At 75.2% G+C, this 22,584-nt stretch carries 14 protein-coding genes; 5 read left to right on the plus strand and 9 right to left on the minus strand.

The genetic code is table 11. The features are described from left to right. Nucleotides 1-104 precede the first annotated feature (104 nt). From IE096_RS09030 to IE096_RS09045, 4 genes are all read left to right on the plus strand, one after another. Nucleotides 105-1,166 carry a radical SAM protein gene (locus IE096_RS09030; RefSeq protein ID WP_126912953.1) on the plus strand — a complete coding sequence of 354 codons (1,062 nt, stop codon included), beginning with the start codon at nucleotides 105-107 and terminating at the stop codon, nucleotides 1,164-1,166. 33 nt (nucleotides 1,167-1,199) lie between these two features. Then, nucleotides 1,200-3,800 (plus strand): class III lanthionine synthetase LanKC, encoded by a 2,601-nt coding sequence (lanKC, locus tag IE096_RS09035; RefSeq protein WP_189450418.1) that lies wholly within the window; start codon nucleotides 1,200-1,202, stop codon nucleotides 3,798-3,800. 132 nt (nucleotides 3,801-3,932) lie between these two features. Further along, a complete protein-coding gene (gene lanKC, locus IE096_RS09040) occupies nucleotides 3,933-6,449 on the plus strand; it encodes a class III lanthionine synthetase LanKC (RefSeq protein ID WP_189450421.1) in 2,517 nt (838 codons plus the stop codon). Nucleotides 6,450-6,602: 153 nt separating this feature from the next. Then, complete coding sequence (locus IE096_RS09045; RefSeq protein ID WP_189450422.1) at nucleotides 6,603-7,145, plus strand: hypothetical protein; 543 nt, start codon at nucleotides 6,603-6,605, stop codon at nucleotides 7,143-7,145. 23 nt (nucleotides 7,146-7,168) lie between these two features. Here the strand turns inward: IE096_RS09045 and IE096_RS09050 are convergent, their stop codons facing one another. The 8 genes from IE096_RS09050 to IE096_RS09085 all read right to left on the minus strand — a co-directional run bounded on the left by IE096_RS09050 (nucleotide 7,169) and on the right by IE096_RS09085 (nucleotide 17,354). Continuing rightward, nucleotides 7,169-8,725 carry an MFS transporter gene (locus IE096_RS09050; protein ID WP_229820062.1) on the minus strand — a complete coding sequence of 519 codons (1,557 nt, stop codon included), beginning with the start codon at nucleotides 8,723-8,725 and terminating at the stop codon, nucleotides 7,169-7,171. Nucleotides 8,726-8,962: 237 nt separating this feature from the next. Continuing rightward, the gene (locus IE096_RS09055) at nucleotides 8,963-9,568 is read right to left on the minus strand and encodes a response regulator (protein WP_229820063.1); all 606 of its coding nucleotides are present in this window, start codon (nucleotides 9,566-9,568) and stop codon (nucleotides 8,963-8,965) included. A gap of 53 nt (nucleotides 9,569-9,621) precedes the next feature. Next, a complete protein-coding gene (locus IE096_RS09060; RefSeq protein ID WP_189450426.1) occupies nucleotides 9,622-9,846 on the minus strand; it encodes an antitoxin in 225 nt (74 codons plus the stop codon). Between the two features lie 104 nt (nucleotides 9,847-9,950). Further along, complete coding sequence (locus IE096_RS09065; RefSeq protein WP_189450428.1) at nucleotides 9,951-12,122, minus strand: FUSC family protein; 2,172 nt, start codon at nucleotides 12,120-12,122, stop codon at nucleotides 9,951-9,953. A 52-nt stretch (nucleotides 12,123-12,174) separates the two neighbouring features. Further along, nucleotides 12,175-12,792 carry a DsbA family protein gene (locus IE096_RS09070; RefSeq protein WP_189450430.1) on the minus strand — a complete coding sequence of 206 codons (618 nt, stop codon included), beginning with the start codon at nucleotides 12,790-12,792 and terminating at the stop codon, nucleotides 12,175-12,177. Between the two features lie 92 nt (nucleotides 12,793-12,884). Next, complete coding sequence (locus IE096_RS09075; protein ID WP_189450432.1) at nucleotides 12,885-13,379, minus strand: MarR family winged helix-turn-helix transcriptional regulator; 495 nt, start codon at nucleotides 13,377-13,379, stop codon at nucleotides 12,885-12,887. Between the two features lie 73 nt (nucleotides 13,380-13,452). After that, nucleotides 13,453-15,990 carry a bifunctional lysylphosphatidylglycerol flippase/synthetase MprF gene (locus IE096_RS09080; protein ID WP_189450433.1) on the minus strand — a complete coding sequence of 846 codons (2,538 nt, stop codon included), beginning with the start codon at nucleotides 15,988-15,990 and terminating at the stop codon, nucleotides 13,453-13,455. Next, nucleotides 15,987-17,354, minus strand: a complete 1,368-nt coding sequence (locus IE096_RS09085; protein ID WP_229820064.1) for an alpha/beta hydrolase — start codon at nucleotides 17,352-17,354, stop codon at nucleotides 15,987-15,989. Before IE096_RS09085 ends, IE096_RS09080 begins: the two co-directional genes overlap by 4 nt. 174 nt (nucleotides 17,355-17,528) lie before the next feature. Here IE096_RS09085 and IE096_RS09090 point away from each other — a divergent pair, with 174 nt between their 5' ends. Beyond that, complete coding sequence (locus IE096_RS09090; RefSeq protein WP_229820065.1) at nucleotides 17,529-19,685, plus strand: type 1 glutamine amidotransferase family protein; 2,157 nt, start codon at nucleotides 17,529-17,531, stop codon at nucleotides 19,683-19,685. Nucleotides 19,686-19,715: 30 nt separating this feature from the next. Here the strand turns inward: IE096_RS09090 and IE096_RS09095 are convergent, their stop codons facing one another. Next, nucleotides 19,716-22,580, minus strand: coding sequence for a M48 family metalloprotease (locus tag IE096_RS09095; protein WP_189450435.1), 2,865 nt, complete (start codon nucleotides 22,578-22,580; stop codon nucleotides 19,716-19,718). Nucleotides 22,581-22,584 lie beyond the last annotated feature (4 nt).

A 22,584-nucleotide genomic window follows, 5' to 3' on the forward strand; every position in this document is an offset into this window, starting at 1 on the left:
CGGCGCGGCAGACTCGGTATATACGCCCTTTACCCGGCCCCGGCGGCCCCGGTAAGACGATCGACTGTGCGATTCTGCGATTCAAGGAAAGCCGAAAGGGAACCATGAGCGTGTCTTCCGGTCCCGAGGTGGTCGTCTGGGACACCACCTATGCCTGTCCCCTGCGTTGCTCGCACTGCTATTCGGAGTCCGGCAGGCGGGCGCCGCGGCAATTGAGCCACGAGGACATGCTGCGGGTCGCCGACGCCCTGATCTCGCTGAATCCCCGGGTGGTGGCGCTCTCCGGCGGGGAACCCCTCGTCGTCAAGGGGATCTTCGAGGTCGCGGGCCGGCTCTCGCGGGCCGGGGTGCGCACCGCCGTCTACACCAGTGGCTGGATCATGGAACCGTGGATGGCGGCCGAACTCGGTTCGGTGTTCGACGAGGTGATCGTGAGCCTCGACGGGGCGACGGCCCAGGTCCACGACCGGATCCGGGGCCGGCGCGGCTCCTTCGACCGGGCGCTGAGCGCCCTCACCCTGCTCGACGGGGTCGCCCGGGAGCGCGCCCGGCGGGGGCGCGCGCCGCTGTGGTTCGGCATCGACTGCGTCGTCGTGCGCAGCAATTTCCCGCAACTCGAGGAATTCTGCACGGCCATCGCCCCGCGCTTCCCGGAATTGCGCACGCTCACCTTCAACGCGGCGGTGCCCGAGGGGCTCGCCAGCCGTCCGGAATTCTGCCGCTTCGAACTCCTCGACGACACCCAGGTCGCCGAGTTGACCAGTGACGGGCGGCGGGCCCGGCTCCAGCGGCTCGCACCGGCCGGGGTACGGGTCTTCACCACCGACAATCAGAACCTCGTGATGCGCCCCGACCGTTTCGCCAGTGGCGTCGACACACTGGTGATGCAGATCGAACCGGACGGTGATGTCAGGGCGCTGCCGGTGTACGAAGGAACGGTGGGAAACATTCTTCAGGAATCCCCGCTCGATCTGTGGCACCGGGGCGTCTCCCGGCTCAGCGATCCCTTTGTCGTGGAAACGCTGTCGGCGGTGCGCACGATGCAGGACTGGGCCGCGGCCGTGCGCCGCATGGACTATCACTTCGGCTCCCCGGAGGTCCGTTCCCGTATCGACCGCCGGGCGATCCGTACGAATCCCCCGGAGTTCAGCGCCCTCGCCCACTGACCCCCGCAGTCCTCGCCCCGAAAGGGACGCGCCGTGCTGACGCCCAAGGCCGTGCTGACGCTCAAGGACTACGACCGTTTCTGCCTCGCCGACCCCGTCTTCTACGAGGTGCCCGAGCGCTACCCGGACGACCACGACAGGTTCGCGGCGGCCCGCCGGGAGCCGCCGAGGGGCTGGGAGCGGGGCGAGTCCGGCTGGTGGATCACCCTGCGACCCGGCCCGGCGGAGCCGGAGGCGGGCTGGCGGATCCATGTGTCGGTGGCGCTGCCGGAGCTCGCCCGGGCCGTCGAGATCGTCTGGGGGCACTGCGTGGCGCACGCCCTGCCCTTCGACTTCGTCCGCAGCCGCGCCACCGCCCGGGAACTGTGCGGCGACCGCGCCGAACCCCTGCCGGGCAACCGGCTGATCACCGTCCACGCGGGCGACGGGGCGACGCTCACCCGGAGCCTCGAAGAGCTCGGCGTCCTCCTCGCCGGGCTGCCCGGCCCGTACGTGGCGGGCGCGCTGCGGCACGGCCCCGGCCCGCTGTACGTCAGCCACGGCCCGCCCGGCCCGGAGGGCCGGCCCCGGCCCGGCGACCGGACCGTCTTCGCCCCGCCCGACGGGGTGCCGCTGCCCGAGCCGCTGCGGGCCGACCTGGAGGCGCTCCGCGCCCGGCCGGCGGGCGGCTTCCCCTACCGGGCGGAGCGGGCGCTCGGCAGGTCCCACGGCGGCGGCACCTACCTCGCGGTCGACAAGCGCACCGGCGAGCGCGTGGTCCTGCGCGAGGCCCGGCCCCACGCCGGGATCGACGAGCGCGGCGAGGACGCCGTCACCCGGCTCGACCGGGAACGGGCCGCGCGCGAGCGCCTCGTGGGCCTGGACTGCGTACCGCGCGTCCTGGCCCACCTCACCCACGCCGAACACCGCTTCCTCGCCGAGGAGTTCATCGAGGGGACCTCGCTGCTGCGGGCCGCCGCCGACACCTTCCCGCTCACCTCGCGGGAGCGCGCCGCCCGGGAGGCCGCCCCCTACACCGCCTGGGCCCTGGACGTCGTGGACCGGACCGAACGGGCCCTGCACGCCCTGTACGCCCACGGGCTGCGCCTCGGCGAACTCCGGCCGGAGAACGTCGTCGTGCGGCCGGACGGGCGGGTGGTGCTCGTCGGGCTCGGCACGCTCACGGATGCCGGGGACGACCGGGCCCCCGCCACCGGCGACCCCGGCTTCGCCGCACCGCCCGGCCTCACGGCCCCCGACGCCCTGCGCCATCTGCTGGACCGGCTGCGCCTGTGGCTGTTCCTGCCTGTCCCCCACCGCGGCCCCGGCAAGCTCCACACCCTCACCGCCGCGATCGAGCGGCACTACCCGGTGCCCCGGGGATTCGGCGCCGGGCTGCTGACGGGGCTGTGGCCCCGGGGCCACCCGGCCGAGGACGACCGGGCGGGCGCGCTGCTGGCGGCGGACCGGCCCGACTGGCCGGCGATCCGCGACTCCCTCGTCCGGGGCATCCACGCCACCGCCACCCCGGACCGCCCCGACCGGCTCTTCCCCGGCAGCCCCACCGGGGCCGGGGCGCTGGGCGGCCCCGGGCTCGCCCACGGCGCGGCCGGGGTCCTGTACGCGCTGCACCGGGTCGGGGCGCGGGTTCCCGAGGAGTACACCGCGTGGCTCCTGGACGCCGTGCGGCGCGACCCCGGCCCCGCGCCCGGCCTCCACGAGGGCCTCCACGGCGTCGCGTTCGTCCTCGACGCCCTCGGCCTGCGCGCGGAGGCCCTCGACGTCCTCGGCCGCTGCCCGCCGGAGCGGGACGCGGTGCCCGACGCGGGCCTGGCCGCCGGCCGGGCCGGCATCGCCCTGACCCTGCTCCACTTCGCCACCGCCACCGGGGACCCCGCCCTCCTGGCCCGCGCGCTGGGCCTCGCGGGCGCGCTCGGCCGCGCCGTCGAGGACGGCCCCCCGCCCGCCCCGCCGGGCCACCCCGCCCCCTACGGGCTGCTGCACGGCGCGACGGGAGCGGCCCTGCTCTTCCTGCGGCTGTACGAGCACACCGGCGACGCCTCCCTCCTCGGCCTCGCCGGGCGCGCCCTGCGCCACGACCTGGTGCGGCTGCGCGCCCTCCCCGACGGGATGCTCACCCTCTTCGACGGCACGGCCAACCTGCCGTACCTCCACGGGGGCAGCACCGGGCTCGCGTTCGTCCTGCGCGACCTGCTGCGGTACCGGCCGGACCCCCGGCTGGCCGCCGTGCTGACCTCGCTCCGGCTCACCTGCGACGCCGTGTACGTGCGCAACGCGGGCCTGCTGCGCGGCCGGGCCGGTTCGGTGGCCGTGCTCGCGGCGCTCGGCGAGCCGGTCACGGGCACGGCGCTCGGCGGGCAGATCCGCCGGCTGTCCTGGTACGCCCAGACCTACCGGGGGCACCTGGCGTTCCCCGGGTTCCGGATGCTGCGGCTGTCGGCGGACCTGGCGACGGGCGCCGCCGGTGTGCTGCTCGCGCTGGGCTCGGCGTTCGCGGCAACCGGGCCCGTGCTGCCCTTCCTCGACCCCCGCCCCGTGGCCGTACCGCCCGCCCGGGAGGGAGGTGAACGACGTGTCGGAGATCCTGGAGCTGCAGGAGCTGGAGGAGGAGACCCCCGCCCAGTGGCCGTGTAGCAACAGCTACCAAAGCACCCTCGGACAGGTCTGAGCCGCCCTCGCCAGGACGGCGGGCCGGCCGCCGCACCGCACGGCGACGGCCGGCCCGCCGGAATCGCGAGGCCCGACACGGCACCGGAGGAGCACGGCATGCTCGCTCAAGGCCACCTCGTCGCCGACCCCCTCTTCGTGGACGCCCCGGAGCGCGTGGAGGACACCGCCGTCCGCTTCGCCCACGCCGCCCGCCCGGCCCCGCCGGGGTGGCGGCGCGCAGAACGCGACGGCTGGGTGATGCTGCGGCCCCGGGACGCGCGGCTGCCGCCGCAGGGCTGGAAGATCCACGTCTCGGCGACCGCCGAGGAGGCCTCCCGGGCGGTCGCCACGGTCTGGGAGTACTGCGTCGCGCGCGGCATCGGCTTCAAGTTCCTGCGCAGCCGCGCCCTGCTGGCCCTCGTCAACAGCAAGCGGGCCCCGCGCTCGGCGGGCGGCAAGCTCGTCACCGTCTACCCGCGCTCCGAGGAGCTCCTCGAGCGCGCGCTCGAGGAACTGTCCACGCTGTTACGGGGCGTCAAGGGCCCCTACATCCTCAGCGATCTGCGCTGGGGCGACGGGCCGCTGTACCTGCGCTACGGGGGCTTCACCCCACGGTTCTGCTTCTCCGGCGACGGCGAGTACGTGCCCGCCGTCGTCCGGCCGGACGGCAGGGCGGTGCCCGATGTGCGCGGGGCCGCGTTCAAGGTGCCGCCGTGGGCGGGCGTGCCGTCGTTCATCGCCGGGCGGATCCGCGCCGCGCGGGCGGACGGCGCCGGGGGCTTCCCCTACCGGGTGGAGAAGGCGCTGCGGTTCTCCAACAGCGGCGGCGTCTACCGGGCCCTCGCCCCCGGCACCGGGCGGCGCGTGGTGCTGCGGGAGGCCCGGCCGTACGCGGGGGTCGACGACAACGGCATGGACGCGGTGGCCCGGCTGGGGCGCGAGCACGCCGTGCTGGAACGGCTCGCGGGGCTCGGCTGCGTACCGCGGGTGCTCGCCCGGACGCGCCATTGGGAACACCACTTCCTCGTCGAGGAGTTCGTCGAGGGGGAACGGCTGGAGGAGGCCATGGGCCGCCGCCACCCCCTCTTCCGGCCGGACGCGAGCCGCGCGGAGCTGGCCGCGTACACCGACTGGGCGTGCGCGGTCGTCACCCGCGTCGAGGAGGCGATAGCGGCCCTCCACGGGCGGGGCGTGGTCTTCGGGGACCTCCAGCCGGGCAATGTGCTGGTGCGGCCGGACGGCAGCGTCTGCCTCGTCGACTTCGAGACGTCCTTCGGGATGGACGAGAACTTCACCCCGGCGCTGGGCACGGCGGGCTTCACGGCCCCCTGGGCGCGTACGGGGCCGGCCGTCGACGCCTACGCGCTGGACTGCATGCGGCTCGCGGTCTTCTGCCCGCTCACCGAGCTGCTGCGCTTCGACCCGCGCAAGCACGAGCAGTTGATCCGGCACGTCGAGGACCGCTTCCCCCTCCCGCCCGGCTACGGCGAGCGGTTGCGCGCGGGCCTCGCCCCGCCCCCGGACCCCGCGCCGCCGCCCGCGCCCGCGTGGCCGGACGCGGCGACCGGGCCGGCCGGTCCATGGGACGAGGTCCTCGGCTCCCTGTGCGACGCCGTGGTGCGCAGCGCCACCCCGGAGCGGGAGGACCGGCTCTTCCCCGGTGACGTCCGGCAGTTCGACGGTCAGGGCGCGGCGCTGGCGTACGGCGCGGCGGGCGTGCTGCACGCCCTCCACCGCACCGGGCACGGCGGCGGCGCGCGCTTCGAGGGGTACGTGGACTGGCTGGCCCGGGCGGCCGAGCGGACCGACTGGCCCCGCCCGGGCCTGTACGACGGGCTCGCGGGCGTGGCCTACGTCCTCGACGAGCTCGGGCGCCCGCAGCAGGCGCGGGCGGCCCTGGCCCGGCTGGCCTCGTTCGACCTGCGCGGCTGCGGGGCGGGGCTGTTCGGCGGGCTCGCCGGGATCGGCCTGGCCTTCGCGCACTTCGGGGACCTGCGGGCGGCGGCCCGGCTGGCGGATCGGCTGGCGCGCGGCCTCGACGAGGACGTTCTCGCGCCGGTACCGGCGGCGGGACTGATGCGGGGCTGGTCCGGGCCGGCCCTGCTGTTCAGCCGGCTCTTCGCCGAGACGGGCGAGGACCACTGGCTGCGGTGGGCGGAGACCGCGCTCGCCCGCGACCTCGCGCACTGCGGCGTGTCCCCCGGCCGGCACATCCACGTGCGCGCGGGGCGACGCCGGCTGACCACGCTGGGCGGGGGCGGCGCCGGGGTGGCCATCGCCCTCCACGAGTACCTGCGGCACCGCGAGGACCCGCACTTCGCCGGGCTGCGGGACCGGATCCGCGCCGGGCTGGGCGCCGAACTGCTGCTGTCCTCCGGCCTCTTCGAGGGCCACGCCGGGCTGCTCTACGCGCTCGTCCACCTCGGCGGCCCGGCGGACGCGCGCGAGGCCCAGCTGCGCGGGCTGGGGCTGCACGCGGTGCGGTTCCAGGGGCGGCTGGCCTTCCCGATGGACGGGCTGCTGCGGCTGTCGATGGACCTGGCGACGGGCACCGCCGGGGTGCTGCTCGCCGTCCACGCGGCGCTGCGGGGCACGACGGCGGGGGCGTCGCTGCCGCTCCTGCGCACGGGGTGAGCGCGCCGCGCCGGGGTGCGCGCGCTGCGGCGCGGGCGGGCCGGGAGTGCTGCCGGAGCCGGGCGGTGCCGGGTGGTTCGCGTGGACGGCGAGGGTAGAGAGGGCCGGAACGCGCCCGTCCGGGTGCGTCGGGGCTTCTCGAAGGGGTACCGCATGTTCGGAAAGCGCGGCATCGGGGTCGCGTCGGTCTCGCTGGCGCTGATCGCCTCCTGCCTGGGCTGGGCCGCTCCGGCGGCCGGGGCCCACGGCGGCCACGGGCCGGTCACGTGCCAGGGGCAGGAGAGCACGACGTACACCCCGGGCCTGACGCTCACGCCGCAGCCGGTCGGCATCCGGGGGGCCACCGCGTACACCTGCTCCGACCGCCCGGGGCACACCGTCGCGGCCACCGGAACCGCCAACGGCCGGTCCCCGGAGTCCACGTGTCTCGGGGTCAACGCCCCCGCGGGGCACGAGGTCCTGTGGTACGGGGACGGCTCGGTGTCGGAGATCTCCTACCCCGTCGGCAACGCCGAGCGGGTCTTCGGCGTCAACACGGTGATGCTCAAGGGCGTGGTCGTGGCGGGGCGCGACAAGGGCGCGGAGGCGGAACGCTTCGTCCAGCTGGCGCCGGCCCAGGGGCTTCCGGTGGGGTGCCTGACCCCGGAGGGCGTCCGGCGGTCGACCGGTGTGACGCAGCTGCGCATCATTCCGTGATCCGGACGGCGGGCGGCCGTCGTTCAGTGGCCGCCGCCCGTCACCTTGAAGCCGCGCGGGACCATGAACACGGTCAGCAGGGTCACGGCGACGACGATGCCCGCCGAGACGTAGGCGGTGGTGGTGAGCGCGTGGTCGAAGGCGCCCCGCGCGGCCGTCAGCACCCGCCGTCCCGTCTCCCCGCCCACCTGCCGCGCCACGTCCGCCGCGCCGCCGACGGAGCCGCGCGCGGTGTCGAGGTCGTGCCCGCGCAGCGGCAGGTCCGCCGTCCGGTCCGTCATCCGGTCGGAGAAGACGGCGCCGTGGACGCTGCCGAGCAGGGCCACGCCCAGGCCGACGCCGAGCTCGTAGGCGGTCTCGGAGACCGCGCCGGCCTGCCCGGCCCGTTCCGCCGGGACGGCGGAGACGAGGACGGACGCCGAGGCGGTGATGGCCAGCCCGTCGCCGAGGCCGAGCCCGGCCAGGACGACGGCGACGACCGGGTAGGTCGTCGGCTCCGGGGCCAGCGCGAGGAGCAGGAACCCGGCGGCCAGGGCGCCCAGTCCGGTGGCCAGCACGGCGCGCACCCCGGCGTGGTGCATCAGCCACGGTGAGCTCAGCGAGCCGGCCAGCATGGCGAGGGCCGAGGGCAGGGTGCGCAGCCCGGCCTCCGAGGGCGAGTAGCCGTGGACGTACTGGAGCCACAGCGAGATGAGGAACAGCGCGGCCCCGATGGCGAGCATGGCCAGGAGGGTGGCCAGCGCTGCCGCGAGGAACGGGCCCTCACGGAACAGCCGGACGTCCAGCAGCGGGTCGTCGAGCCGTAGTTGGTGCCAGGCGAACAGGGCGAGCAGGGCCACGCCGAGGACGAGCGCGCCCACGTCCGAGGGGTTCGGGCTGCCCTTGGCGACGTGCTTGATGCCCCAGGCGAGGGCCACGATGCCGACGATCGACAGGCCCGCGCCGGGCCAGTCGAGACCCCCGGGGTGCGGAGCGCGGTACTCCGGCAGCAGCCGCACGCCCACGGCGACCGTCACGACGACGACCGGGACGTTCACCCAGAACGCCGCCTGCCACTCGAAGTGCTCGACGAGGAACCCGCCCACCAGCGGCCCCACACAGGCGCCCGCCCCGGCCACGGCGGCCCACACGCCGATGGCCAGGGCCCGTTCCCGGGCGTCGGTGAAGATGTTCCGGATGAGGGAGAGCGTCGAGGGCATCACCATGGCACCGCCCAGCCCGAGCAGCACCCGGCCGCCGATCAGCTGGACCGAGCTGTGCGCGGTCGCGGCGAGGACGGAGGCGACGCCGAAGAGCACGAAGCCGAGGAGGAAGAGCCGTTTGCGGCCCCACCGGTCGCCGACCGCCCCGGTGGTGACGAGGAGGCCGCCCAGGATCAGCCCGTAGATGTCGATGATCCACAGCTGCTCCAGCGGGCCGGGCCGGAGGTCGTCGATCAGTGAGGGCAGGGCGACGTTGAGGATGGTGGCGTCCATGGCCACCAGCAGCAGGCTGGCGCACAGCACGGCCAGCATCGCCCAGCGGCCGGGGGCGGGACCGGAACCGGACGCGGGGCCGGGGTCCCCGGAAGCTCGCGCCATCGGACGACAACACCTCACCGATCTCGGGAACCCGAGCGTCCGGTGGCCGGAAGGCACCGGTCAGCCCAGTCGACCGGATCCCCGGGGCACCCGCAACCGGAGCGTCGTCCGAGCCCGCGGACTGCCCGGATCCCGGGGTGGCGTGTCGGCTGCGGGCCGTCATCGGCCGATCGCGCAGTTCCCCGCGCCCCTGCGGGGCGCCGTGGTGGCGCGTGACGAAGATCCGCCGGACACGGCCTAGTCGAGCAGGCCCCGGCGCATGGCCTCGGCGACCGCGGCCGCCCGGTCGGGCACGCCGAGCTTCTCGTACAGCCGGTGGGTGACGGTCTTGACGGTGCTCGCCGCCAGCCGCAGCTCGGCCGCGAGTTGGGGGATGCCCTTGCCCTCGGCGAAGCCGCGCAGGAGCTCCCGCTCGCGCTCGGAGAGGGCCGGCGCGTCCCCGCCGGCGGACGGCCGGGGACCGGCCTCCGAGGGCACCGGCCTGCCGTCGGCGGCCGCCAGCACCGCCTCCACGAACTCGGGCCGTTTGGCGTCCTTGGCGAGGTACCCGGCGGCTCCCTCCCGGAGCGCCCGGTAGACGACGGTCGCGTCGGTCGCCGCCGACAGCAGGACGAGGCGGGTCGGCAGGCCCTCCCCGACGACGGCGTGGATCACGGCGACGCCGTCCATCTTGGGCAGCCGGTAGTCGATCAGGGCCACGTGCGGGACGAGCTCGCGGATGGCGGTGAGCGCGGCGACGCCGTCCTCGGCCTCGGCCCGCACGTCGATGCGGCCGTCGGCGCGCAGGCCCCGGACGACGCCCTCGCGGTAGGCGGGGTGCTCGTCGGCCACCACCACGGTCACTCTCCGGGAGGGCTCCGCCCCCTCACCCCCCTGGGAGGACCTCCGCGAGCCGGTCACCCCTGGGGTTCCACGGGCGGAGCCTCGGACCCGCTTTCGTCGGGGATGGCGTTCTTCGCCGCCTCCTTGCCCTTTTCGATCTTCTCGGAATACTTGTGGTCCGTCTTCTCGTCGATGAAGTCCCCGGCCTTGTCGACCGCTTCATGGACCTTCTCGGGGTTCTCGGCCGCCGCGTCCCTCCCCTTGCCGACGAGGCCCTTGAGCGTGTCGATGAACGACATGGCGTTCTCCTCCCTGCGCGCCGGGTCGCGGGGCCACGGTGGGGAAAGCCCCTGTCTTCAGCATGCGCACAGCCCGTGAGGGGGCATGCGGAGCACGGCGCGGACTAACCCGAACGGGTGACGACAGGGGTCGCGATCCGTGCGACGTCCTCCGCCACGCCCGTCAGCCAGGCCTCCGCGTCCACCGTCAGCAGGACGCGCGCGGCGTCCACATGCCCGGCGTGCAGGGCGGCGCTCCGCAGGAGGCCCGACGTGGCGGCGGGGTGCGGGGGCGGGTCGGGGATGCGGGGGGCCGGGTGCGGCGGGTCGGGGGCGCGCAGCGCCTCGGCCGCACGGAGGGCGTCGTCGGCCACGCGGTCGGCCAGGAAGGTCAGTTCGGCGGCGGCTCCGGGTGACAGGGGCGTGGCCCCGAGGGCGGCGCCGTGCCGAAGGAGCATCAGTTCCGCGCCGCGCAGCATGTGGTAGCCGGTCAGCATGGCGGCCTCCCACGGCGGGTCGGCGGTGCGCCGGAGGAGGCGTTCGCCCTGGTACTGGCAGTACGAGGCCTCGGCCAGGAGCATGGCCACCCGGACCGGGCGCAGGGGGTCGGCGGGCGCGGGGCGGCCGCAGAGGAGGTCCGTGACGCCCCGGCACCCGGCGGCGCCCGCGGCGAGGAAGTCGGCGACGGCACAGCGCAGTTCGCCCCCGGCGCCGCGCGGCCAGGCGAGCAGGCTCGCCAGGGCGCCGATCGCGCCGCCGACGAGGACGTCGACGAGGCGCACGGCGGACAGCTGCCACTGCGGGGTGGAGAGCTGGGCGAACATCAGCACGATGACGACGGTGAACGTCGCCTGTCCCCACGCGGGCCCGAGCAGCGGGGCCGCGGTGAACCCGACGAGCAGGACGACGGGCAGCGCGGCCGCGTAGAAGAGCGGTACGTCGCCGACGACGCGGAGCGCGAGGGCGGCGAGCAGGGCCCCGGCGGTCGTCCCTGTGACGGCGGGGCGCAGGGCGGTACGGGTGTCGGCGGCCGAGGTGCGCATGAGGCTGAGGGTGGCCAGGAGGACCCAGAAGCCGTGCGAGAGGCCGAGGACGCCGACCAGGAGCCGGGCGCCTGCCATGGCCGTGGCGACCCGGAGGGCGTTCTGGAGGTGGACCGAGCGGAGGGTCAGGTGCACCCGCATCCGGTGCCACCACAGCTCGGGGGCGGGCACGGCGGCGTACCAGAACGGTCCGTCGCGCCCCGCCCCGGCCGTCGTGGAGCGGGCGCCCAGCGCGATCCGCGCCGCCCGGCCGGCCAGCCGCGCGCCCTCGGCGGCGGAGCGGACGACGGCGTCACGGCGGAGCCGCTCGGGCGGGGCGCCGGGGAGCTCGTCCGCGCGGACGGCGTCGAAGGCGGCGACGGCGCGACGCAGTGCGTCGCCTTCGTCGTCGCCGTCGTCATTGCCGTCGGGTGGCGGAGTGCCGCTGGTCAGGCCGGTGGCGACGGGGCGCAGGGCGGTGGCGGTGCGCTCCAGCAGGGCGGTGGCGGGGGCGTCGAGGCCGGCGGGGCCGCCGGGGGCGCGGCAGAAGCGGTCGAGCTGGTCGTGGACGTGCCGGACGCACGCGCGGGTGTGGTTGAGGGCGCGGTCGCGGGCGGAGGGCGAGGTGGGTCGCTCGGCGGGCGGGATCCGGGAGGGGCGCGCCTCCTGGAGCGCCCGCTCGGCGGCGGGCCGGACGTCCTCGCCGCCGCGCGCCGCGGCGGCGCAGCTGTCGGCCACGGCGGCCGTCGCGCGGCCGAGCCGCTCCCGGTAGGGGGTGGGCGGGGGCTCCCGCAGGCCGAGGAGGTCCAGCAGCCGGTCGACGAGGGCGGTGAGCAGGATGCCGGCGGTCAGGCCGGCCAGGCGGGAGCCGAGGGTCGCGGGGGCGTAGGGCGGGAAGCAGGGCAGGATGTAGAAGAGCTGGCAGGCCACGCTCAGCCCGGCCGGGCCGGGCCCGGCCGTCGCCGCGAAGGCGACGAGGAAGCCCACGACGAACATGCCGGCCGCGGCGGCCCAGCCGCGCACGGCCAGCAGCGTGCCGGACGTGACCATGACCCAGCCGACCGGCACCATCGCGAGGAGGACGCGGGTGCGGTGCCGGGCGGGGCCGGGGATCTGCGAGAACAGCACCAGCGGGAGGACGCCGAAGATGGCGTAGAGGCCGACGGTGCGGTCGCCGAGGGCGTGCGCGAAGCCGTAGAACCCGGCGCAGCCGGCGAGGGTGGCCCAGACGGCGCGGCGGGCCGCGCCGGCGGGCGGGGTGGGTGCGCGAGCCATGGTGCTTTCCCAGGCTAGGCTGCGCGCCGGGGGCCGCAACCGGGGCACATCCTCACGCCGCCCGCGCGGCCGCCAGGCGCCCGTCCACCTGGTCGGCCGTGGCGTGGCCCACGGCCAGGACCGTGACGCGCTCGCCGTCGACGGCGAGCAGCGTCGGGAAGCCCTGGACGCCGTACTCGGCCGCGCGGCGGAAGTCCGCGCGGGCGGCCTTGGCGGCGCCGGGTGCCGAGAAGGCGGCGGCCACGGCGTCCGCGTCGAGGCCGGCGGCCTCGGCGACGGTGCGGTAGGTGCTCTCCTCGGAGAGGCTGAGCCCGTCCGCGTAGAACGCGTCCTGGAGGGCGGCGGCCAGCTCGGCGGCCCGGTCCGGGGCGGCCTGGCGCAGGGCGGCCATGCCGCGCGCGGCGGCCTCGGAGTCCATGACGAAGGAGCCGTCCGCGATCAGCCGGTCGTAGGCCGCGCCGAACTCCGCCCCCGTCAGCTCCGCGATCTTCGCGTTGGCGCCCTGGACGTAGCCGAACTCGCGGATCGGCACGCGGCGGGCACCGGTGAACAGTCCGCCGGAGACGACCTCCACGGGCAGCTCCGGGTGGCGCCGGGCGGTCTCGGTGAGCGTGGCCGAGAAGCCGTGGGACCAGCCGCAGTAGGCGTCGAAGACGTAGACGAGCTTCATGGGGGGTGCCTCCAGGAGGGTGTGACGCGAGCTATTCACCTGCCACAACAGTATCTGCTCAGTCAGATATTCCGGACGCCCGCCCGCACCCCTCAGCGCAGTCGCGGCAGCGCGTCCCTCGCCGCGTGACTGAGGACCTTCAGGTCCTCCGCGAACCGTTCCCGGTGCGCCTCCGGCAGCGGCTCCAGGAAGAAGCGGCGGATGTTCTCGCGGTGGATCCGGGCGGCCCGGACCGCCGTCTCCTCCCCCGCCGGGGTCAGCCGGACCAGCCGGCCCCGCCGGTCGCCGGGGTCGGCGTCCCGGACCACCAGGCCCGCCGCCTCCATCCGGTCCACCAGCCGGGTCACCCCGCCCGTGCTCAGCACCCGCTCCTGGGCGATCGCCCGCATGGGCAGCCCCGCCTCCCCGGCCCGGCCCAGGATCAGCAGCACCTCGAACATCAGGTGACTGATCCCGCACTCCTCCTCGATCGCCCGGCCCAGGATGTACTCCAGCCGGTTCGCGGCCCCCTGGAGCCGGCCGAAGGCCAGCACCAGGCCGTCGTCCGCCGCTTCCTTGGCCGTCGCGATCCCGCTCTCGTGTGCCACGTGGCCCCTCTCGCCCGTCACCCGTCACCCCTGGCTGTGCGTGGCACCCGTGCGCCACTGGAGGAGCCTAGAGCTACGCCGAGAACTGCCGCACCAGCCGCACCCCCTGCACGGCCGTCAAGTGGGGCAGATACGCCTTGCTGACCGCCCGGGTGATGGCGGGCAGCGCCGCCGGGTCCGGATACGCCATGTACATGGGCCGGTAGCGCGGCTGGAACTTCGCCTTGAACGCGAGCAGCGACCGGAAACCGTAGACGGGCTCCAGCATCTTCCCTCCGTAGTCGAGGACCCGCTGGAGGGCGACCGGCGGTTCCTCGGTCGCCTTGCGGGCCAGCGGGGCGCCGGAGAGGCTGAGGAAACGGGCGCCCTCCTCCTTGAAGCCGAGCGCGGCCGAGGCGATCAGGAACTCCATCGAGCCGCGGAAGCCGTCCGCCCTGCGCCGCATGAAGTCCAGCGTCCAGCCGGCGGGCCGGCCCTCCTCGTACACCGGCATCCAGCTGGTGATGCCGTGCACGGTGTGCTCGGCGTCGACGGCGAGGAGGCAGCGCACGGCCGGGTCGTCCAGCTCGTCGAGGCCGCCCAGGGTGAAGTTCATCTCCGGCAGGCCCTTGTCGGCGACCCACTCCTCGGAGATCGACCGGATCTGGTCGGTGACGGCGACGGGCGCGTCGGGGAAGGACCACCACTCGGCGGTGACGCCCTCCTTCTTCGCCTTGTTCAGCGCCGTGCGCACGTCCTGCCACTTCTTCCCGGTGAACGCCAGGTCGGGCAGCGGCACCACGGTGTCCTCGGCGACCTGCACCGAGCGCCAGCCCAGCCGCTCGGCGGCCTCGCGGGTGGCGGCGCCGACGCTGTAGAAGCAGGGCGTCCAGCCGCGCTCGTCGCAGAAGCGGGCGAAGCCGCCCACCGCGTCCGCCCGCTCCTCCGGCACGCCGAAGGGGTCGCCGGTGGTCAGCGCCACGGTGGCGATGACCCGGTAGGCGACGGCGGTGCGGCCGTTCGCGGCGAACCAGTAGTAGTTGCCGTCCCAGGTCGTCAGGTACGACAGCGTCGAGCCGCCGTGCGCGACGAGCAGTTCGCGGGCGCGCACGGCCGCGTCCGCGTCGGTGTGGAGCCGGGGCCTGCGGAAGGTGATCAGCAGCGCGATCAGGGTCACCAGCCAGAAGAGGAGCCCGCAGTAGCGGAAGAGGGTCTCCGCCGCGCCGCCGACCGGCACCGGCCAGTCGGTGAAGTAGCCGAGGAACGCGGGCGGCAGGTACTCCGACACCAGGCCGCTCAGCAGCAGGCCGAACCCGGCCGGCGGGTCGTACTGGTCGCGCACGGCCCAGCCGATGCCCACGTACGCGGCGGAGGCCAGCAGCAGGGCGCCCCCGGCCACGGCGGCCAGGCCCCCCAGGGCGGAGCGCGGCAGGCGCAGGTCGAAGCGTTTCCGGGTGACCAGCAGGAGCAGCAGCACCAGGACGGGCAGCAGCATCTGCTCGGCGAAGTACTGGACGTAGTCGGCGTGCTCGGTGGGCTCGGCGCCGTAGGCGGAGGGGTTGCCGAGGAAGTCGTGGAGCCAGTAGGCGAACAGGGCGATCCAGCCGAGGTGGAGCAGGACGGCCAGGCTCCAGGCGAGCCGCAGCCCCCGGCGCAGCCCCTCGGCGAGGACGAGGAGGACGACGGGGACGACGACGGCCATGGCGATGGCGGGCGAATCGTAGAAGCCGCGGACGGCGTGGGCGGCGTGGCAGTCGCGGGCCGACTGGGCGCAGGCGTCGGCGACGTCCTGGGCGCTGGGCCGGGTGGAGACGTAGAGCTCGTTGAAGGTGCTGAAGGGACCGTAGGCGTCCTTGTAGAGGATGGCGGTGATCGGCCCGATCGCGGCGGCGGCCACGACGAGGGCGACGAGCACCCGGGCCTCGGTGTGGGAGGAGTGCAGCGGGCGCAGGGGGCCGCGGCGGCGGAGGAGCAGGGCGCCCGCGGCGAGCCCGGCCACCGCGCCGCCGAGCCGCAGCACGCCCTGGAGGTGGCCCACGTACAGGGCCATGACCAGGGAGAAGGCGACGATGCCGAGCCGTACCCGGCGCCGCCACAGGGCGGTGAGCCGGTAGCTGAGGACGGCTCCGGTGGCGAGGGCGCCCACGGTGGGGGTGACGGACAGGTCCTGGGTGAGGCTGTCCAGCCACTGCTCGCCCGCGAGGGAGCCGAGCTTCACCACCCCCACGCCCAGCAGGGTGCCCAGGATCTGGCCGCCGAGGAGCGCGGCGGCGGCCCGGGCGACGCCCAGGCGCCGCTCGGCGGGGGTGACGAGGAGCAGCACGATGACGGTCGAGCCGATGTACGCGGCGAGCCCGGGGCACCACAGCAGGGAGCTGGCGGGCGTCCACCAGCGGCCCTCGGCGAGGGCGGGCACGCCGACGGCGATCCGTTCCATGCGGTGCGGCCGGGGCCCGGAGCCCAGGGAGCCGGTGACGGCGCCGACGATCCACAGCACCGCGAGGAAGCCCAGGGTGAAGGGAGCGTGGCGGACGGGCACGAGGAGCCGGTCGAGGGTGGCCCGCCAGGGGTGGGCGCTGTCGCCGACACCGGGCACGTCCCCGGGCGCGGGTGCCCCGCCGGGCGCGCTCACCGGATCAGTCCCGTCTCGCGGGACAGCCAGGGCAGTTGCCGCTCCAGGCCGGGGCGCCAGACGGCCCAGCTGTGCCCGCCGGGCAGCAGCACGAACTCGGCCCGCATCCCGGCCTTCACCGCCGCCTCGTATGCCTTGCGCTGCTGCGGCCGGTAGGTGCTGTCGTCGCTGCCGGCGACGAAGGCGGCCTTGGTGTCGGGGAAGCGCCGCCGGGCCATGACGTCCAGCGGGTTCACCTGCTCGTAGGCGGCCGCGTCCCCGCCGAAGGCCTTGTCGATCGTCTTCTGCCGGCTGCCGAGGGTGGGCGCGTCCTGCCCGGAGATGTCGTTGACGACGCCGTAGACCTGGGGGGCGTTCACGCCGAGCTGGAGGGAGCAGGTGCCGCCGAAGGAGAGGCCGGAGACGGCCCAGGAGGTGCGGGCGCCGGCGACCTGGAGGTGGGAGCGGATCCAGTCGGGGACGTCGGTGGCGAGGTAGGTCTGGACGTTCCCGAGCCGGGAGTCCAGGCAGAGGGTGTTGGCGAACTGCGAGCCGAGGGGGTCCACGACGGCGACGACGGGGGCCAGGCCCTGGTGGTCGCGGGCGAAGGCGTTCATCATCTCGACGAGCCGGCCGGAGTTGATCCAGTCGTCGGGCGAGCCCGGCTGACCGGCCATCAGGACGAGCACGGGCAGCAGCGGGCGCGGGGTGGCCTTGTAGGCGGGCGGCAGATAGACGTAGGCGCCGCGGGCCTTGAAGCCCGAGACGGTGCCGGGGATGTCGGTCCGGGAGATCGTGCCCGCCTCGGCCATGCCCGCCGGGGGCCGCCACACCTCGGAGAGCGCCTTGCCCGGCGGCACGGCCAGGGTGGGTCCGGCGGTGCCGGTGGCCTCGGAGAGGCGGGTGGTCTTCTGCAGCCAGGCGTTGAGAGCGCTGCGCGCCGTCGGGTACTGGTCGAAGTGGCGGTTGATCTGCGAGGCGCCCATGAGGACGACGAGCAGGCCCGCGAGCACGGCCGGGAGCCAGTGGCGCGGCCGCAGCAGCGGCAGCCGGAAGGCGGTGAGGCACAGGCCGAGGGCGGCGACGCCCGCCCAGACGACGACCTCCGTGGGCAGGGGGTCGGGGAAGGGCTGGAGCCAGTCGTCGACGGCCACCTGGAGGAGCAGGGTGAGCAGGGCGGCGAGCACCACGGCCGCGGGGGCCCAGCGGGCCCACCACGCGCGCCGCCGGGAGAAGAACAGGGCGGCGAGGGCGCAGAGGCCGGCGGCCAGGACGGCGAACGGGATCCATCCGCTCACCAGGGACCAGTCCAAGGGGCCCGCCGCGAGGTCCAGTGGGCCCGCCGCGAGCCGCGGCGGGCCGTCCGGTATCCGTATCCGCACCACGACAAAATGCTACGCATGTACTGATTTCCGGCAACCCGGGGCGTATGGGCGCGGGCTTGCCGGAACTCTTCCCTCCCGCCGGATTCCCAGCAGAATCGCTGCTTCGCGCGACTGCCGCGCCAGCGGCGACGGACGTCACCTCAGGAGGTCGAAGTCATGGACGTGCCCCGGAGAATGAGCCGGAGAGGGCTGTTACGGGCGGGGCTGGGGGTGGGGGGCGCCGCCGTGGTGGGGCAGCACCCGGCGCTCGCCGGCCCCGCCTCGGCCGCCTCCCCGGCCGCACCCGCCCCGCTGCCCCTGGACCGGGCGGCGTGGGCCGCGCCCGCCGTACGGGCGGGGGCCTTCCCCGAGTGGAGCCGGTTCGCCCGGCTGGCCGACGGGACGTTCGACGAGGACGCCGACCCGGTCCGGGACATGAAGCCGGTGATCGACGCCCTCAAGGCGCAGAACGTCAGCGTGATCGAGCTCGATACCGTCCTGTCCAACTGGCTGACGGACCAGGAGTTCACCCAGCACGTGGGCAAGGTGAGGGACTTCGTCGGCCTCGCCCACGCGGCGGGCCTCCGCGTGGTCATGTACTACCCGTCGATGGAACTCATCAGCGTCGGCGGCGAGAAGGGCCGCTCCTTCTACAAGAACGACCGGGGCAAGGACTGGGTCCAGCGCTCCCTCGACGGCAAGCCCAACGTCTTCTACGGCAGCCTGGTCGTCTGGGTGGACCCGGGCGACGAGAGCTGCTGGCTCAGCCCCAATTCCCCTTGGCGCGACTACTACCTGGGCCGGGTCAAGGCCCTCGCCGGCACCGGCCTCGACGCCATCTGGCCGGACGTCCCCATCTACTTCGACGGCGCGCTGAGCTGGTGCGACGGCTCCTCCTGGGCCGCGGCCGCCTTCAAGGCCGACACCGGCCTCGCGCTGCCCCCCAAGGCCGACTTCACCAGTCCGACCTTCCGCCGCTACGTCGAATGGCGCCATCGCACCCTCCACCAGTGGCAGCTGGACATCGCGGCCGCAGGCCGGGCCGTCAACCCCGACCTCGTCACGTTCGTCGAGACCGTCAGCATGGACTACCAGTACGCCACGCTGGTCGGCCTCGACGGCGCGTACCTGCGCACGGCGGAGGGCGTGAGCCAGATGTGGGAGGTGGACGTCCTCGGCAACTACGACGGGATGCGCCACGCCACCGCCACCGACTGGACCTGCCTGATCTCCATGTACAAGTACGCGCGGGCCGCCAGCGGCACCAAGCCGGCCTGGGCGTTCTCCTACGGCTGGAAGGCCGACGACGCGTCCCTGGTGATGGCCGAGCTGCTGGCCGCGGGCTGCAACCCGTACGAGGTCAAGAGCCCGTTCAAGAACGAGACCACCGACAAGGCCATGCGCACCCGCATGTACGCCTTCGTGGCGGCCAACCAGGAGAAGCTCTACACCACCACGACCGCCGCCGAGGTCGGCGTCTACCACTCCTCCGCCTCACGGGACTTCGTCAGCCCCTCACCCGGCACGGGCATGTACGCCAACGTCAAGAAGCCGGCCGGCGTCAAGGAGTGGTGGAGCTCGGGCAGCGCGGAGGAGAGCTGCGCCCGGCAGGCGTGGCTCGGGGAGTTCCGCGGCACGGTCAAGGCGCTGGTGTACGCGCACGTCCCCTTCGTCACCGTCACCAGCCCGGGGCTGACCGCCGCCGATCTGGCCGGGCTGAAGGTCCTGCTGCTGCCCAACCTCCAGGCGGTCTCGGACGCGGAGGCGGCGGTGCTGCGGGGGTTCGTCGCGGGCGGCGGCACCGTCGTGATCACCGGCCCGGCGCCGACGGCGCTGGACGAGCTGGGCACGGCCCGGAGCGAGTACGCGCTCGCCGACGTCCTCGGCTTCCGCAAGGGCGACGCCCTGCCGGACGGCAAGCAGAACCGGTTCGGCGCGGGGACGTGCCGGTACGTCAAGTCCCTGCCGGGGCACGCTTATCTGGAGACGGCCGACAAGGCGGCGGGCGAGCTCCTGCTCGCCCCGGTGCGGGCCGCCGCGCCGCCTTCGGTGACGCTGAGCGGGGACGACCGGATCCATCTGGAGATGGGGCGGCTGGGCGGTGACGTGGTGGTCCAGCTGGTCAACTTCACCGGGTTCGGGGACGTGCCGGCGGCGTTCAGGACGACGCCCGCCGCGTGTACGGTCGCGCTGGCGGTGCCGGCCGGGAAGAAGGTGCTGGGGGCGACCGTGAGCTCGCCTGACGCGGCATCGCCCGCTCCGCGTGCGGTGCCCTTCACGGTGGACGGCGGAACGGTGAGCGTTCCGCTGACAGTCGCCCAGTACGCGCTGCTCACCGTCAGCATGGGCTGACGCCGGGGACGAAGGCGGTGGCCCGGGCGCCTACCGGATGTCGCCCTCCTCCGCCACCGCCTTCGTCCGTGCGATCACCGCGCCGCCCAGGCGGGCCGCCCCGACGAGCTCGCTCATCGACTGCTCCAGGAGCCGGCCGTTCGACTGCTCCACGGCCCGACCGCACGTCCGGCCCGTCTTCTCCACCTGTGCGACGAACTCCTTCCACAGCTCCGCGCCCCGCGGCTCCGGCACCCGGAAGAACGCGCCGGCGTCCCGCGCGATCCTCCCGAAGTCCTCGCAGAAGGGGCGGACACGGGATTCGGACACCTCGCCCCGCCCGGCCATCAGAAGGGCCGAGAAGCCCTTCGCGCCGGTCATGAAGCGCTTCACCAGCTCTTCCCCGCCGTACATGTGCCAGGCGAGCACCTGGATCTCCCGGGTCCGGGCGGACACGGGCGGCCCCTCGGGGCCGGCCGCCGCCTCCACATGGCCCGGAGTGGTCGCCGGTTCGCGTCCGCGCGCCCTGTCGTCGAGGCCCTGGCCGTTCCCCGCCCGGAACGCCCCCGCCGCCACGGTGGCGCCCACCGCCACGGCGCACAGCAGGCCCACCGCGACGGCGCGGCGGACGGGCCGCACGGCCCGTCGTGGGGCGGCGGCGGCGCGCGGCGCGGGCCGCCGTCGTACGGCCCCGGCCGCCGATACGATCGCGGCCGCAGCGACGGCGACGACCGCGCCCAGCAGCAGAGCGGGCCCCAGCAGGAGCCGGTAGAGCGGCCAGGGCACCTCGGGGCGCCAGCCACAGGTCCGGGCGAGCGTGCCGAGCGGCGGGACGCATCCGTCGAAGGAGGCGAGCGTGAACGTCGCGGCGCAGCCCGCCGCCACCGCCGCCTCGCCCGCGACGAGCGCGACGAGCAGCCGGTAGCGACCGGCCGACGCGCTCGCGACGACGGCGGCCACCGCCGCCGCCGTCCCCAGGGCCACCAGGATCCATCCGCAGTAGGTCAGCACGTCAAGGACCGTCAGGCCCCCGGAGACCCGCCGGGCGTGGAGGAAGGCCATGGCGCCCGCGAGGGCGGCACAGGCCGACACCCCGCCGAGCAGCACGGCCAGGAGCACGCGCCGCAGCGGCGGCACCCCCTCTCCGTCCGGCTCCACCGCACCGCCGCCGGTGGCGTCCCGCATCCAGCCGGGCGGGGCGGTGGCCGGGCCGATCGCCCAGGCGAGCAACGGCGCGACCCACAACGTCGCGACCGCGGGGAGCACGAGGGGCCCACGAGCCACCGTGGACATCTCCAGCAGCACCTTGGCGGGCAGCGACCGGTACGGCTCGGCGATGGACTCCAGACCCGACGACTGCAGGAAACCCCCCGTGTCGAAGGGCCCGCCGGCCGCGTACAACGTGCCGGTCCGCTGCCACCACTCGAACCACGCCGACAGCACCAGGCACATGGCCGCCAGCCCCAGCAGCATCGGCGGGCGGATCGTCCGGCCCGGCCACGCCCGGATCCACAGGTGCGCGCACTGGGTGGCCCACCACGCGAACGCCCCTCCCGCGAGCACCAACAGCGCGAGGACCCAGGGCCGTGCGGGCAGCCAGGTGAACGACGTCACGTCGTCCACGACCAGTTCGCCCACCGCCGTCCCCGCCCCCAGCCACAGCCCCGCCCGTACCCCGGACGGCACCCGGCGCGAGGTGAGCACGGCGTGGGCCACCCCCCGCCACAGCGAGACGCCGAGCACTCCGACGACCAGCACGGCCGAGGCCAGTACCCACGCTCGGGCCGCCCACCCGGCGTTCGCGGCGAGCGCCTCGTGACGCGCCTGGGAGGTGATCACGGTGGCGGCCGCTCCGGTCAGGAAGAGCGGCAGGGCCCGCACGCCGAACAGCACGACGGGGTCGTCGAGGGACTGCCGGCGAAGGTCCCACCTCGGGTGGGTGCGCCACAGCTCCGCGAGGGCCCCGGCGGCCCGCCGCCACCCGGCCGGCGGCGGGTCCGCTGTCGTGACCGCCCAGCCACCGCGATCCGCGCCCCAGCGCACCGCCGCGAGGTCGGCGTAGATCTCCCGGCTGCGCAACACGTCCGCGCGGGCGAGGTGGACCAGGACGACCAGGAAGCCCAGCAATCCGAAGCTCCGCACCAGGGAGGGGACCTGGGTGTCCTGGAACTGCGGGGAGATGGAGACGGCGCCCCTGACGAGGACCGCCACCGCGGGCACGAGCACCACGGCGACGAACGCCCACCACACGGCGAAGGTGACGTAGGTGAGCGTCACGTCCCGGTTGCGGATGTGGGCGAGTTCGTGGAGGAGCACCGCCCGGAAGCCCTCCGGATCGGTGTGCCTGCGGGCGAGCAGGCCCCCGTGGAGGCACACCGTGGGGCGGCGGTCGCTGCCCAGCACCACCGCGCCGGTCGAGGCCGCCGCCGGATCGACGACGACGCGCGGCACCCGGCCCAGCCCGGCCACCGCCGCCAGCTCCTCGACCAGCCGCAGGATCCCGCCGTCGGAGTCGACGGCCGCCAGCGGCACGGCCCTGCCGCGCCGCGCCCTCCAGGCGGGGACGGCCCGGAACAGCGCCCAGGCCACGGCCACGAGCAGCACCGGCCAGGAGAGGGTCACCCACCAGGCCAGCGGCGGCTCGTAGCGGTCGAGGCAGGCTTGATAGGCCGGGCCTTGGAGAGTCGTGGCGACCATGTCGCGTGTGACGCTGCCCGCGAACGGATCGCCCCCGGCGGCGAACAGACAGCCGTAGTGGTCGAAGCCGGTCCGCAGGGCGGCCCGGCGGGTGATGCCTCCCATCACATTCCAGCAGCTCACCAGCAACAGGACCATCAGGAGCACGAAGCGCACCGTCGTGCCCGCGCCCATCACCCGTTCGTCGACCCGTATCCGGGGAGGCGTCGTGGTCGCCATGCGG

Source organism: Streptomyces abikoensis (assembly GCF_014648775.1).
Lineage (GTDB): Bacteria > Actinomycetota > Actinomycetes > Streptomycetales > Streptomycetaceae > Streptomyces > Streptomyces abikoensis.

Excerpts from the sequence above, each read along its gene's own strand:
- IE096_RS09030 (WP_126912953.1), top strand. The coding sequence starts at position 105 with ATGAGCGTGTCTTCCGGTCCCGAGGTGGTCGTCTGGGACACCACCTAT.
- lanKC (WP_189450421.1), top strand. The coding sequence starts at position 3,933 with ATGCTCGCTCAAGGCCACCTCGTCGCCGACCCCCTCTTCGTGGACGCC.
- IE096_RS09045 (WP_189450422.1), top strand. The coding sequence starts at position 6,603 with ATGTTCGGAAAGCGCGGCATCGGGGTCGCGTCGGTCTCGCTGGCGCTG.
- IE096_RS09050 (WP_229820062.1), bottom strand. The coding sequence starts at position 8,725 with ATGGCGCGAGCTTCCGGGGACCCCGGCCCCGCGTCCGGTTCCGGTCCC.
- IE096_RS09060 (WP_189450426.1), bottom strand. The coding sequence starts at position 9,846 with ATGTCGTTCATCGACACGCTCAAGGGCCTCGTCGGCAAGGGGAGGGAC.
- IE096_RS09065 (WP_189450428.1), bottom strand. The coding sequence starts at position 12,122 with ATGGCTCGCGCACCCACCCCGCCCGCCGGCGCGGCCCGCCGCGCCGTC.
- IE096_RS09070 (WP_189450430.1), bottom strand. The coding sequence starts at position 12,792 with ATGAAGCTCGTCTACGTCTTCGACGCCTACTGCGGCTGGTCCCACGGC.
- IE096_RS09090 (WP_229820065.1), top strand. The coding sequence starts at position 17,529 with ATGAGCCGGAGAGGGCTGTTACGGGCGGGGCTGGGGGTGGGGGGCGCC.
- IE096_RS09095 (WP_189450435.1), bottom strand. The coding sequence starts at position 22,580 with ATGGCGACCACGACGCCTCCCCGGATACGGGTCGACGAACGGGTGATG.